This window comes from Flavobacterium sp. AED (genome assembly GCF_000812945.1).
GTDB lineage: Bacteria > Bacteroidota > Bacteroidia > Flavobacteriales > Flavobacteriaceae > Flavobacterium.
Window position 1 is genome coordinate 227900 of sequence record NZ_JSYM01000001.1, and the last position, 13402, is coordinate 241301.

General features: G+C 34.0%; 12 protein-coding genes. 5 read left to right on the forward strand and 7 right to left on the reverse strand.

Features of this window, described 5'->3' with window-relative positions:
* Positions 1–44 precede the first annotated feature (44 nt).
* Positions 45–854, forward strand: coding sequence for a 1-acyl-sn-glycerol-3-phosphate acyltransferase (locus OA85_RS01030; protein WP_039107501.1), 810 nt, complete (start codon positions 45–47; stop codon positions 852–854).
* A gap of 7 nt (positions 855–861) precedes the next feature.
* On the opposite strand, the gene OA85_RS01035 is transcribed toward OA85_RS01030, so the two are convergent.
* Together OA85_RS01035 and OA85_RS01040 are read right to left on the reverse strand one after the other, a co-directional pair.
* Entirely contained in the window at positions 862–1494 is a 633-nt protein-coding gene (locus OA85_RS01035) for a hypothetical protein (protein ID WP_039107503.1), read from the reverse strand.
* Positions 1491–1994, reverse strand: a complete 504-nt coding sequence (locus OA85_RS01040; protein WP_039107505.1) for an RNA polymerase sigma factor — start codon at positions 1992–1994, stop codon at positions 1491–1493. The genes OA85_RS01035 and OA85_RS01040 overlap by 4 nt, the downstream gene beginning before the upstream one ends.
* Before the next feature lie 286 nt (positions 1995–2280).
* On the opposite strand from OA85_RS01040, the gene OA85_RS01045 reads away from it, so the two are divergent.
* From OA85_RS01045 to OA85_RS01055, 3 genes are all read left to right on the forward strand, one after another.
* On the forward strand, positions 2281–3585 hold the full coding sequence (locus OA85_RS01045; RefSeq protein WP_039107506.1) for an NAD(P)/FAD-dependent oxidoreductase: 1305 nt from the start codon (positions 2281–2283) through the stop codon (positions 3583–3585).
* A 51-nt stretch (positions 3586–3636) separates the two neighbouring features.
* On the forward strand, positions 3637–4764 hold the full coding sequence (locus OA85_RS01050) for a lactonase family protein (protein WP_039107508.1): 1128 nt from the start codon (positions 3637–3639) through the stop codon (positions 4762–4764).
* Positions 4765–5169: 405 nt separating this feature from the next.
* Entirely contained in the window at positions 5170–6384 is a 1215-nt protein-coding gene (locus tag OA85_RS01055; RefSeq protein ID WP_052257104.1) for a 3-oxoacyl-[acyl-carrier-protein] synthase III C-terminal domain-containing protein, read from the forward strand.
* 48 nt (positions 6385–6432) lie between these two features.
* Here OA85_RS01055 and OA85_RS01060 read toward each other — a convergent pair whose 3' ends face one another.
* Positions 6433–7497: a DUF3810 domain-containing protein gene (locus tag OA85_RS01060; RefSeq protein ID WP_039107510.1), complete on the reverse strand. Its 1065-nt coding sequence runs from the start codon at positions 7495–7497 to the stop codon at positions 6433–6435.
* A 110-nt stretch (positions 7498–7607) separates the two neighbouring features.
* On the opposite strand from OA85_RS01060, the gene OA85_RS01065 reads away from it, so the two are divergent.
* Positions 7608–9068 carry an aminoacyl-histidine dipeptidase gene (locus OA85_RS01065; protein ID WP_039107511.1) on the forward strand — a complete coding sequence of 487 codons (1461 nt, stop codon included), beginning with the start codon at positions 7608–7610 and terminating at the stop codon, positions 9066–9068.
* Positions 9069–9321: 253 nt separating this feature from the next.
* On the opposite strand, the gene OA85_RS01070 is transcribed toward OA85_RS01065, so the two are convergent.
* The 4 genes from OA85_RS01070 to OA85_RS01085 form a co-directional block, all read right to left on the reverse strand.
* The gene (locus OA85_RS01070) at positions 9322–9660 is read right to left on the reverse strand and encodes a DHCW motif cupin fold protein (RefSeq protein ID WP_039107514.1); all 339 of its coding nucleotides are present in this window, start codon (positions 9658–9660) and stop codon (positions 9322–9324) included.
* 125 nt (positions 9661–9785) lie between these two features.
* Positions 9786–10553, reverse strand: a complete 768-nt coding sequence (locus OA85_RS01075; protein WP_039107515.1) for a carboxypeptidase-like regulatory domain-containing protein — start codon at positions 10551–10553, stop codon at positions 9786–9788.
* 88 nt (positions 10554–10641) lie between these two features.
* Complete coding sequence (locus tag OA85_RS01080) at positions 10642–12597, reverse strand: DEAD/DEAH box helicase (RefSeq protein ID WP_039107517.1); 1956 nt, start codon at positions 12595–12597, stop codon at positions 10642–10644.
* A gap of 204 nt (positions 12598–12801) precedes the next feature.
* Complete coding sequence (locus OA85_RS01085) at positions 12802–13380, reverse strand: non-canonical purine NTP diphosphatase (RefSeq protein WP_039107519.1); 579 nt, start codon at positions 13378–13380, stop codon at positions 12802–12804.
* Between the last annotated feature and the right edge of the window lie 22 nt (positions 13381–13402).

A 13402-nucleotide genomic window follows, 5' to 3' on the forward strand; every position in this document is an offset into this window, starting at 1 on the left:
TTCGTACGTTTGTAATCCAAATTCACAAAAAAATACACAATTTTATGGGATTGTTTAAGAGAAATCCTTTTGGACATATATTATTTATAAAAAAATGGTTAATCCGAATCTTCGGAGGTATTACGCATAGACGCTATAGAGGATTTAATGAATTACAAATTGAAGGTTCTGAGATTATCAGGAATTTACCGGATACGAATGTCCTTTTTATATCGAATCATCAAACCTATTTTGCAGATGTCGTAGCGATGTTTCATGTCTTTAATGCTAGTTTAAGCGGACGAGACGATACTATTAAAAATGTATGTTATCTATGGCAGCCCAAAATGAATATTTATTATGTTGCCGCCAAAGAAACTATGCAAGCAGGACTTTTGCCAAGAATATTGGCTTATGCCGGCGCAATAACAGTAGAAAGAACTTGGCGAGTAAAAGGAGTCGATATTGCCGAAAAGAAAGATGTTAATCCTGATGATACTGAAAATATCAAAATAGCGCTAAAAGATGGCTGGGTAATCACTTTTCCACAAGGAACAACCAAGTCTTTTAAACCAGTTCGTAAAGGAACGGCTCATATTATCAAACAACACAGACCTATAGTGGTTCCAATCGTAATTGATGGTTTCCGTCGTTCGTTTGATAAAAAGGGATTGCGCATGAAAAAGAAAGGAATCCTACAGTCGTTTATCATCAAAGAACCGTTAAGTATTGATTACGATAATGATACAATCGATGAAATTGTCGAAAAAGTAGAATATGCTATAGAACAACACCCTTCGTTTTTAAAAGTAATCCCAGCTGAAGAATTAAAAGCGCAGGAAGAATTGAACCGTTTAAGACAATGGGAATATTAACTTTGGACTAAAGGTCTATCTTTTTCAATTCCTTGTAATTAGCATACAATCTCCTTAACAAGATTCCATACAATAACCTGTAAAACAACCAGAATATCCCAAAAAACACAGCGATTGTCAGCAGTAGAATGCCTATAGTGATGGCCATAATTTTTCCATCATTGGCAATTTTGTCTCTTAAAACAGCCACATCAGGATTGTAAGTAAAAGCAATTACAAAACCTATAATTAAGCTAAAAACTATCATTCCAAGATTATACCAAACATAACATTGGACTGTTTTCCTTGTTTTCAGGATGTCTTTCATCAACTGTTTGGTAGAAACAGTTGTCGAAATCAGGATGTAGTTTTTATAAAATAAATAAATAAAAACCAATATCACGCCATAATTAAAAATGGTTAATGCTTCAAAATATTTTATTAGCTCATCGTGTTTGATCTTTTTTAAATAATCATCCGAATTAAAAAATAAGCTAATCGATGTCCATAGTAAAATTTCCAAAATGCTGATAATCAAAATCCATCTCACTATCGAAGATGATTTTTTATGAATCATTTTGTAAATCTCAATTTCTGAAACAGGCGTAAAAGAACTGTCATTCTTCTGCCAATCTTTTTTTAATAAATCCAGCTCTTTCATATTCCTAATGGATTTAATATTTTTTTTAATTTCCCTTTTATTCTGTTCATTTTCACCCTTGCATTTACTTCACTAATTCCTAATGTTTCCGCTATTTCGGTATAATCTTTATCTTCCAGATACATAAAAATCAATGCTTTTTCAATGTCATTCAATTGATATACCGCTTTATACATGAGTTTTATCTGTTCTTCTTCCTCATAATTATACTCAATATCATGAGTAAAATGCTGTCTTCCCTCAAATTCAATGGTGCTTATCGATCGTTTTGTCTTTCGATACAAAGTAATGGCTGTATTCAAAGCGACTCGATAGGCCCAAGTAGAAAATTTGCTGTCGCCTCTGAATTTTGGAAAAGCTTTCCATAACTGAATCGTGATTTCCTGAAACAAATCCTTATGTGCATCATCGCCATTAGTATACAACCTACAAATTTTGTGGATTATATTCTGATTTTCCTGCAACTGCTTTACAAAAGAATGTTCTAGATTATCACTCATATATACGTTAGTAATCCAAAAATAGATTTTGTTACAAAGTAGCACCTTTTTTCTGGTAGCACAAACTTTTCAATTTACAATAGGCATTCCTCCCGCTGTACATTACAATCTTTCTAGTGCTGAAAAATCAGCACTAGAAAGGATTTCCATTACCATCGGGGCTAATTTACACGTTTAATTTTTTTAATGACTTTTTCCAAAAATAAAAATTTTGATAATAATTGATAGAATTCAAGGTTGTAAAACATTGTATCTTTGAGTATCAACAATTCAGAACTTTTTAAATATGAACATCCCAGATTCAGCTTTACCCAGAATAGTAATTATAGGAGGAGGCTTTGCAGGACTTGCACTGGCCAGAAAACTAAAAGATAAGGAAGTGCAAGTTGTTCTTTTAGACAAACACAACTACCATACTTTTCAACCCTTATTGTATCAGGTGGCTACAGGCGGACTCGAAGCCGGTTCCATCGCATATCCTATACGGAAAGTTATTCAGGAATATGATGATGTTTATTTTAGACTGACTAATGTAGAAGAAATAGATACAGAAAATAAAAAAATTAAAGCAGAAATAGGGGAGCTGTCTTATGACTATCTAGTCATAGCAACAGGTTCCAAAACCAATTATTTTGGCAACAAAGAAATAGAGCGCAATAGTATGTCCATGAAAACCATACCACAGTCGCTCAATATTCGCAGTCTTATTCTTGAAAATTTCGAACAAGCCGTTTTAACCACTGATATAGCCGAACGAAATAGTCTTATTAATTTTGTACTTGTTGGAGGTGGACCAACAGGAGTAGAGCTGGCTGGCGCTTTGGCCGAAATGAAAAAAGCCATCTTGCAAAAAGATTATCCCGATCTTGATATTGCCAAAATGGAGATTAATCTCATACAAAGTGGCGATAGAATTCTAAATACCATGAGTGAGGATTCCTCGCAGGCCGCCGAAAAATTTCTAATAAGTCTTGGGGTGAAAATCTGGAAAAACGTCCGTGTTACTAATTATGATGGTCGTACCATAATTACTAATTCTGATTTGACTTTTGAAACTGCCACGGTAATCTGGACGGCAGGCGTACAAGGAGCTATTGTGGCTGGGCTAGATGGTGATTCGCTTGTTGAAAAAGTAGAACGCATTCGAGTAAACGAATTCAATCAAGTAGTAGGTTATGATACTATTTTTGCCATAGGTGATATTGCATCAATGGAAAGCGAAGCGTATCCGCAAGGACATCCCATGATGGCACAACCCGCCATGCAACAGGGAAAACTGTTGGGAGAAAACATAATTAAATTAATTAGAAAACAACCGATGGAAGCTTTTGAATACAATGACAAAGGCGCAATGGCAACCATAGGAAGAAATAAAGCCGTTGTCGATTTGCCAAAATACCATTTTAGTGGAGTTTTTGCTTGGTTTGTCTGGATGTTTGTGCATTTATTCTCCTTAATTGGATTCAAAAACAAAGCGGTAGTTTTCTTGAATTGGGTGTACAACTACATTCGTTTTGACCGCGAAGGAAGATTGATTATTCGACCATACAAAAAGAAAAGCTTCACGACATTTACTAGTGATGAAGTATAAATAAATTAGGTTTTTGAGTTAATTCTAAATTCTTAATATATCAAATTAAAAATGACTAAAACTATTGCAACTTTCTTATTTACTTTCTTTATTAGTTTTAATTTCTATTCGCAGAATAGTTATGTATTTGTTGGCTCTTATAATTCGGATAAAAATAAAGAAGGAATATATGTATTTCAATTGGATACTTTAACAGGTAATTTAAAGAAAATTACATCAGTCAAAAATATACTGAATCCTTCCTATTTAACGGTATCTCCAAATGGAAAATATATTTTTGCGTGTACAGAAACAAAAACACCAAATGCAGGAAGTGTCAGTAGTTTTGAATTTAAACCTCAAAATAAGACGCTAACATTTATTAACAGTCAAAAAAGTGGTGGTGAAAATCCGGTGTATCTTTCGGTTCATAAAAATGAAAAATGGCTTATAAATGCTAACTATACTCAGGGAAGTGTTTCTGTTTATCCAATAACTACTGATGGCAAAATAAATCCAATAGCACAAAATTTTTCCTATTCGGAAGGGAGTATCAACAAAGAAAGACAAGACCGTTCCCATGTACATTCGGCGGTTTTTTCTCCTAATTACGATTTTATATTTTTACCTGATTTAGGTGCCGATAAAATTAGAAGTTATCGATTTGATTGTGCTAAAGAACAACCTCTTTCAGAAAATCAATACCCTTTTACGCAAACCACATTAGGAAGCGGACCAAGACATTTTACATTCCATCCTGATGGAAAATTTGCCTATTGTGTTGAAGAACTTACGGGAACGATAAGCGTTTATAAGTATGAAGATGGGAAATTAGATGCTATTCAAAGAATTAATGCTCATTCTGAGGAATTTAAAGAAGGTTTTAATAGCGGAGATATTCATATTTCACCTGATGGGCGTTTTCTATATGCTTCAAATCGTGGAGAAGAAAACAATATTGCAATCTTTTCCATAGAAAGCAATGGTAGGTTAAAAACAATTGGATATCAATCTACTTTTGGAAAAACCCCAAGAATATTTACTATTGACTCAACGGGTAAGTTTTTAATAGTAGCCAATCAATCAAGTGGTGATGTAATAGTTTTTAAGCGTAATTCAGTTACGGGTTTATTAAAAAAATCGGGAACTGAAATAAAAGTAGAAAATGCTTCTTGTGTACAAATTAAGCAATATTTATAGTAAGCGTAGCAACAAGTCAAAAATACATAATACAAGCCTTTATCTTTAAATGAGTAGCTTCAATTTTATCTGCTTTAATAGTATTTTGAAAGCAAGAATATTTACGATATCAATTTTTATTGACGTTTGAATTAACTTGAAAATACGATCTTCGGGATAAACAATAAAAACTTTAAAACCAATAAATTAAAGTTGTGATATCATTCTTACAGGTCAGATAATCAACGTTTTTTAGGCGTAAAAGCATTCTTACAATGATTTGATTTTCAATATTTTAACAAAATTATAATATTTTTAATTAATTGATTATCAGTTAATTACGATAATTAAGAATTATGAGTGTTTAAGAGACTATTTTTGGAATGAGATTTGAATTAATTTTGTTTTTAAACAAAGTTATAATTAATGAAAAGAGTTATCCTTTCCAATTTTCATCCCATTTTGGTGGGAAAATTAATAGACCAAACAAAGCTCAATCAGTACACAAAATTTCTCTATTATCATTTTCAAAATCACCCACAATCGGGTATTTCAGGAAGTGATGGTGTCGAGCCAGTTAGTTTTGAGTCTATATCAGATCATGTAGATAAATATTCCGTTTCTTCAGAAAGCATAAATAGCAGACAAATTTTAATTTTTGAAGAGGTTGAGAATTTTATTGAAAATGAAATGGATATTACTTTGCCTTCTGAATACCATTTTCCTGTTGGTTTTGAAGTGAAGCCAGGAAATCTTTATGGCCCTAAAATCGAGGTCCGGATGGAATGGTTTAAAAGAAAAATGGGATATGTTTTTGATGAATTTTACTCAAATACAATTTCAAGCCCGGAAAATCTAATTCATGTTACTTGTTCCGGTTATTCCTCTCCCAGTGTTGCGCAAGAAGCCGTAATAGAAAGAGATTGGGAAACGGTTCAAGTTACCCATTCCTACCATATGGGATGTTACGGTGCTTTTCCAGCAATTCGTACCGGCAGAAGTTTGCTATGCTCTAGTGAAACTAAAGGTAGAGTTGATGTAGTTCACACTGAATTATTGTCGGCTCATTTAAATTTAGTTGAATTTTCCAATTCAAATACCATGATTTGCTCTCTTTTTGCAGATGGATTCATAGGATATTCTTTATTTGATGAAGAATCGTTTATGGAGGATGATTCCTTTCCGGAGAAAAAAGGATTGCGAATTTTAGCGGCTCATGAGGTAATTATTCCAGATTCATTAGAGGATATGTCTTGGGATTTAGGGGAATATAATTTTTTAATGACGCTCTCTAAACGAGTTCCCGTTTTTATTCGTAAAAACATCAAACCGTTTTTGACCGCACTTTGCAAGAAAGTTGATATTGACCTAGATAAAGAGAAATCCAAAATGCATTTTGCAATACATCCTGGTGGACCAAAAATCATTGATTATGTTATAGATGCAATTGGATTGTCTAAAGATCAGGCTAGTTGGTCATATGAAATATTGCGCCGTCTTGGGAATATGTCATCAGCAACGATACCACATATTTTTAACGAAATTGTAAATGATCCAAATATAAAATCAGGAACAAAAGTTGTTGCAATGGCATTTGGTCCAGGATTAACAGCTACAGGATTATTACTTGAAAAAATATAATTTAAGCAAAATTTTTAAAAAAAAAAGTAGGCTATAAGCGGTTTGTGTTTATAGCCTATTGTCGTTTTTATAATAATTCACCATCAAATTGACAAATTTACTGTATCCTTCCATACCGTCTTTTTGTTGGTTTAATTTCAGAAAATTGTCATAAAAAGCATGAAATCCCGTTTCTATTGGGGTTTCATATTGCTTCCAAAAGGTATCACTTTCTTTGTAGTTTTTCAAAATTCCCGGATGAACAGTTTTAAGTAATTGTTTAAATACTTTTTCATTTCGAATTTGCCAATTGCTTAAACAATAGCGTAAAGCCATGCTGTATCCTGAATATTGAAAGTATAAATTATCATTTTTTACTGAAGCTAAAAATCCAATAAAATTACATTCGCTTTCGTTGGCATAACCCATTTGATGCGCCATTTCATGATTGGTGGTCATTGGAAAACTATACATCGGTCCAAGGTCATTTACTTGAGCTTCATTGGTAAACGGATTCAAATAACCGCCAAAACCCATATAAGCCAGAGGCAGGCTGAGAATCGATTTTTTAGTACTCAAATGACTATAAGTAAAATAAGGGTAATGATTGGATAGGTTTTTATAACCATTTAAATTCATTTCAAAAACCTGTTCTTGCGAGTAAGGAAATATCACTTTTAAACTATCGTTTTTTGTAATCTGACCTTGAATTGCGTTAGTTTTGGTGATTAGTTTCTTGGTGAAAGCCAATAAATCAGCATCAGAATACTCTTTTTTAATGGCCATTTTCTCAAAAAGGGGTTGACGGTAATAATTGAATGCCCAAAGAATATGAAACAAAAAATAAAAAACGGAAACAAAACTTAAAATAGATAAAATGTTGTTTTTCCAGGCTTGTTTCCAGGATTTTCGATTGTTCCAAAACCATATCAAAATAAGGAAAATTACAATAAAATAAATAAAATCACCCACAGAAAAAGGAATTGTACCAAAAACTATTCTCGAAAATTTAGCAATCATTGGATACAGACCATTGCTATAAAATTGCTCCACCCATTCCGGAAAAAAAGGAATAATCTGCAAAAGTATTATTTGGAGAAAAAGAAAGGAAGGAAGAAAATATTTTGGTTTCACTTGATGAATTTTGAATATGTAAAGATAATTACAATATCAATTAGTATCGAAAAAGAATTTAAACTTTGTAACTTTGGGGCTTGTAAATGTTAAACCTCAAACAAAAATAAATGAGCCAAGAAATAAGAAATCTGGAACCCAAAGCACTTTGGAATAAGTTTGCTGATTTGAACGCGGTGCCCCGTCCTTCTAAAAAAGAAGAGCGTGTGATTGAGTTTATGAAAAATTTCGGAAACAGTCTGGGATTGGAAACTTTTGAAGATGATATCAGGAATGTAATTATTCGTAAGCCGGCTACTCCAGGAATGGAAAATCGTAAAGCGATTGTGCTTCAAGGTCATTTAGATATGGTGCATCAAAAAAATGCGGATACCGTTTTTGATTTTGATACACAAGGCATAGACATGTATGTGGATGGAGACTGGGTTCGTGCTAGAGGAACGACTCTTGGTGCTGATAACGGCCTTGGTGTTGCCACAATTATGGCAATTTTGGAAAGCAAAGATATTCCGCATCCTGCTATTGAAGCTTTGTTTACCATTGACGAAGAAACTGGAATGACAGGAGCCTTGAACTTAAAAGGAGGAATTCTGCAAGGTCAAATTCTTTTGAATTTAGATACGGAAGAAGACGATGAAATTGACATTGGTTGTGCCGGTGGAATCGATGTGACAGCAACAAGAAGTTATCATGAAGAAGAAGTTCCCGAAGGTTCTGTTGGGCATATTATTACCGTAAAAGGATTGAATGGAGGACATTCAGGAATGGATATCCATAAAGGGTTGGGTAATGCCAATAAAATAATGAACCGTTTGTTGTTTGACGCTTTTGAAAACTTCGGTTTGCAAGTGGTGGAAATTAACGGAGGAAGTTTGCGTAACGCTATTCCTAGAGAAAGTGTTGCTAAAGTGATTATTTCCGAAATGTTTGATGAAGCTTATATTTTTGATATGCAAGAAATCATCAACGATATCAAAAACGAATTTAAAACTACAGAACCAAACTTAACTATCGAAATCGTGAAATGCGATTTACCAAAAAAAGTAATGGATTTAGGTGTTCAGGAAGGAATTATCAGAGCAATTTACGCAGCGCACAACGGCGTGTATCGCATGAGTGCCGATATGGAAAATCTGGTAGAAACTTCTAATAATATTGCAAGGGTAATCATCAAAGATGGTGAGATTTCAATAGGATGTTTGACCCGTTCTTCTGTAGAGACGTCTAAATATGATTTAGCTAATTCGTTGCGTTCCGCTTTTGAATTAGTAGGTTGTGAAGTAGAACTTTCCGGTTCTTATCCAGGTTGGACTCCAAATGTAAATTCGGAGATTTTAGATGTGCTTGTTGCGATTTACGAAAAACAAAATTACGAAAAACCAAAAGTTGTGGCTTGTCACGCAGGATTAGAATGTGGAATTTTGGGAACTAATTATCCTGAAATGGACATGATTTCTTTTGGACCAACGATTCACGGTGCGCATTCTCCAGATGAAAGAGCGAGTATTTCTTCTTCTCAGAAATTTTGGAAATTTGTTTTGGAAATTTTAGCTAATATTCCGGTAAAATAATATCCAGTTATTGAAACAAGTGTTCAGTATTTATAACTGAACACTTCTTTCAAACTGACACTGAATTTTAGTCTCTTTTAGGACTGTTCTTCTTATCTCTTTTTTCTTCTTTCTTTTCCTTTGCAGTTTTCAGAGGTTCTTTTTTCAAAGTTTTCTTAGCGTCTTGACTTTTTGCCATGATATAGGTATTTAAATTTTGTTTTTAATTTTGATGTAAGTAAATGTATATAATATTTTTGATTTGTTTTAAATATTATTTCAAAAAATCCCCGTCGATGATTAATAATTCAACTCTATTAGTAGCAATAGAGCGATGTGAGCTTAAATCATCAGAAACTACATAAGTCATTCCTTTAGACAGATTTGTTTGTTCTCCGTTCTCCATTTCGCTGATGAAATCACCTTTGAGGCAATGTACAATATGTCCTTTTTGGCACCAATGGTCGGCTAAATAACCGTCAGAATAAATAACTTTCCGAATTCGTAACCCTCCTAATTGTATCGTTTGCCAATAGGCTGTTCCTGTTTCGCCTTTATGTTCTGTTCTTTCTATTTTGTCCCAATTGATGGCTTGGAAAGGTATGTTAGACATGGATTTTGTTTATTGAATTAATTTTAGCTAAAACTCGAATTTAAGTATTTTAAAATAAAATCCCCAACTACTTTCGTGATTGAGGATTGAAATTATCTTTAGACTAAAAACCTGTAGGCGTCATATTATTTTTTCTTTAGAATCTTATATTCCTCATAGCAGCCACTTATGGCATCCATAATTTGTAAATCATTTGCTGTTTGTATAAAAGCGTCAGAGTAATTGCAACGTTGTAAAATTTCGGCTAATTCATTTTTATCCACACCAAGAAGTACCGATATGGTTTCTCTGTCGAATTTAGATTCGAGTAGATTTCGAACCGTGTCATCCTTTTTCATTTCTTTTAGCTTTTTGAGTTCCTTTGGGTTTTTACCAAAGAAATTATAAAGCATATCCGCTGGATTAAAGATAGAGCCAAGCACTCTTCCGAAGGCATTTGGAGAATATTCACCTGCTTCGTACCCTTGCGTTAATCCTGAAATGCTGTAACGGTAGTTTTCTTTTGTTGGAATTAATTTAGAATCAACTTCGAGATATCCCGTTAAATTAAAAGGTCTGATGATTACTTCCTCTAGCGCAATTGCTTTTTCGGTAAGTTGAATTTTTGTGCTTTTATTTTTTATCCAGTCATTAGTAACTCGGACTCTTAAAGATTGGAAACCTAAACTGGTAAAGTGTAAAGTGTCGTTTGGTTGTACATCAATTTCGAAATATCCTCTTGAATCGGTAGTTGCTCCGCGTACTTTGTTGATATTGATGATGTTTACATTAGACAACGGCTGTTTAGTGCTGTTGTTGATAATAATACCATTGACTTTTTGGGAGAGTTCTGTTACTTGTGCGACAGCGGTTGCAGATAGTACTAAAAAAAAGAAAACTACAAAATATTTCATAAACTGATTTAAAACTTTAAAAGTAGTAAAAGAGGATTAAATATTTTGTAGTTCCAGTATATAATTATAAGAAAATTAACAATAGATGTTAGTCTCTTCTTGGTCTTCTTGGTCTTGGTGAATCACCAAAGCTTTCAGAACGTCTAGGTGCTCTGTCAGATGAACCTTCAGTTCTAGGTCTGTCAGATGAAAAACCACCTTCTCTTCTTGGAGCAGCGCTTCTAGAATCGCTTCTTCCGCCAAATCCACCTTCTCTTGGAGCTGAATTTCTATCGCTTCTGAAACCACCACCGCCAGAACCTTCTCTTCTTGGTGCAAAACTACCTTCTCTTCGTGGAGCTGAACTTCTTTCGCCTGAGCGACCTCCGCCAAAACCACCACCAGAACTTCTTCCGTTATGGTCACGTCTTCCGCCACCATCATTTTTAGAAATTTCAACATTGATTCTACGTCCTTCTAATTGTACGTTGTTCAATACTTCCATTACTTTATCAGTATGTTCCGGATCTGTGTTAAAGAAAGAAAAACCTTCTTTTACATCTACTTTGAAAACGTCATCACGACCTAAGTCTAATGTTTCTTTCAAGTAATCTTTCAATGACATCCAATCAAAATTGTCTCTAGAACCAATGTTCACAAAATATCTTGTTGCACCACCATTGTTGTTTTCTCTTGGAGCACCATCTCTATCATCACGCTCACGTCTTTCAGAACCTGAAGCTTGATTAGAAATATCTCTAGTTTTCTTGTAATAATTGATAAAACGGTTAAATTCAACCGATACCATTTTCTTGATTAATTCCTCTTTTGATAAACCTTCAAGTACGCTGTTAATTGCAGGAAGATAGTTGTCAATTTCGTGATCAACTTCTGTATCTTTAATTTTATTAGCTAAGTGTAATAATTGGATTTCGCAGATTTCAATTCCAGAAGGGATTGTTTTTTCTTCGAATTTTTGTTTGATGATTCTTTCAATTGAAGAAATCTTACGCAATTCGCTTTTAGTAACGATTACAATAGAAGTCCCTAATTTTCCAGCACGACCTGTACGACCTGAACGGTGATTGTACGTTTCGATTTCGTCAGGTAATTGGTAGTTTACTACGTGAGTAATGCTATCAACGTCAATTCCACGCGCAGCAACATCAGTAGCTACAAGCATTTGGATTTGTCTTCCTCTAAAAGATTTCATTACACCATCACGTTGCGCTTGAGATAAATCTCCGTGCAATGCAGCAGCGCTGTATCCATCTTCAACTAATTTTTCAGCAACGGCTTGCGTATCTCTTTTGGTACGACAAAAAACTACTGAGAAAATGTCTGGATTAGCATCAGCTAAACGTTTCAAAGCTTCGTAACGGTCACGTGCATTTACAAGGTAAAATTCGTGAGAAACGGTAGCAGAACCTGAGTTTTTAGCTCCAACTGTAATTTCAATTGGGTCAGTCATGAATTGTTTTCCAATACGTGCTACTTCAGCAGGCATTGTTGCAGAGAATAACCATGTGTTTTTTTCGTCTGGCGTTGTAGAAAGGATATTTACGATATCTTCGTAGAAACCCATGTTCAACATTTCGTCAGCTTCGTCAAGAATACAATAGTTGATTTGAGAAATGTTTACTAAACCTCTATTAATCATGTCTTGCATTCTTCCTGGAGTTGCCACAATAATTTGTGCGCCTCTCTTTATGTCTCTCGCTTGTTCTGTTATGCTAGCTCCACCGTAAACTGCTACCACATTAATACCTTTTTCGTATTTAGAGTAGTTTTTAATTTCGTTGGTAATCTGCAAACAAAGTTCGCGTGTTGGAGATAAAATTAATGCTTGTGTGTTTCTGTTGTTGGCATCAATTTTCTGAATAACTGGAAAACCAAAAGCTGCCGTTTTCCCTGTCCCTGTCTGAGCCAACGCAACCATATCTGTGTCTTTTTCCAATAATAGGGGAATCGCTTTCTCCTGTACTTCGGTCGGATTTTCAAATCCTAGATCTAAAATCGCCTTCAGTAACGATTCACTCAATCCTAATTGTTCAAATTTATTCATATGTATTTTTAAAATAGGGTGCAAAATTACTGTTTATAATTCATATAAACTAATGCTATTTTAAGATTTAATGATTTATTGTAATTTGATTATCAGAAAGTTATGTTTTTAATTTGCAAATTATAGTTTTTGCTTTAAGAATTCAATGTGAAATTACGACTCAAAATCGGATATATTGTTATAAAAATGTTGTATTGTAAAAATTTATTTATTTGCTTTCAGGAAGTCTATTAGCTGGAGTGTCGCTTTTCCTCTGTGACTAATTTTATTTTTAATGTCTAATGATAATTGGGCGAAAGTTTCCTGAAATTCTTCGGGTTTAAAAATAGGATCGTAGCCAAATCCTTGATTGCCTTTCTTTTCTAAAGTAATTTCACCTCGGGCAATTCCTGTAAAAAGATGCTGTTTGCCATTTAAGTTTAATGCAATGACCGTTTTAAATTGTGCCTTTCTGTTATTTTTATCGGATAAGGCCTCCAATAATTTATTCATATTATCCTCAGCATTGCGCTGTTCACCAGCATATCGTGCAGAAAAAACTCCAGGTTCTCCATTTAAAGAATCCACTTCAAGTCCGGTGTCATCTGCAAAGCAATCATAGCCATAGTTGCGGGTTACATAATTAGCTTTTAAAATGGCGTTGCCTTCAATAGTATCTGCTGTTTCAGGAATTTCTTCATGACAACCGATGCTTTCTAAACTTAGAATTTTGATTGTATCAGGAAGCATACTTTGTATTTCCAGAATTTTATTTTTGTTATTGGAAGCGAAAACGAGTTGCATTTTATTGATTTTAATTAGGCTT

Bases quoted from the DNA above. Each gene is read 5' to 3' on its own strand.
- OA85_RS01030 (WP_039107501.1), top strand. From the start codon at position 45: ATGGGATTGTTTAAGAGAAATCCTTTTGGACATATATTATTTATAAAA.
- OA85_RS01035 (WP_039107503.1), bottom strand. From the start codon at position 1,494: ATGAAAGAGCTGGATTTATTAAAAAAAGATTGGCAGAAGAATGACAGT.
- OA85_RS01040 (WP_039107505.1), bottom strand. From the start codon at position 1,994: ATGAGTGATAATCTAGAACATTCTTTTGTAAAGCAGTTGCAGGAAAAT.
- OA85_RS01045 (WP_039107506.1), top strand. From the start codon at position 2,281: ATGAACATCCCAGATTCAGCTTTACCCAGAATAGTAATTATAGGAGGA.
- OA85_RS01050 (WP_039107508.1), top strand. From the start codon at position 3,637: ATGACTAAAACTATTGCAACTTTCTTATTTACTTTCTTTATTAGTTTT.
- OA85_RS01055 (WP_052257104.1), top strand. From the start codon at position 5,170: ATGAAAAGAGTTATCCTTTCCAATTTTCATCCCATTTTGGTGGGAAAA.
- OA85_RS01065 (WP_039107511.1), top strand. From the start codon at position 7,608: ATGAGCCAAGAAATAAGAAATCTGGAACCCAAAGCACTTTGGAATAAG.
- OA85_RS01070 (WP_039107514.1), bottom strand. From the start codon at position 9,660: ATGTCTAACATACCTTTCCAAGCCATCAATTGGGACAAAATAGAAAGA.
- OA85_RS01075 (WP_039107515.1), bottom strand. From the start codon at position 10,553: ATGAAATATTTTGTAGTTTTCTTTTTTTTAGTACTATCTGCAACCGCT.
- OA85_RS01080 (WP_039107517.1), bottom strand. From the start codon at position 12,597: ATGAATAAATTTGAACAATTAGGATTGAGTGAATCGTTACTGAAGGCG.
- OA85_RS01085 (WP_039107519.1), bottom strand. From the start codon at position 13,380: ATGCAACTCGTTTTCGCTTCCAATAACAAAAATAAAATTCTGGAAATA.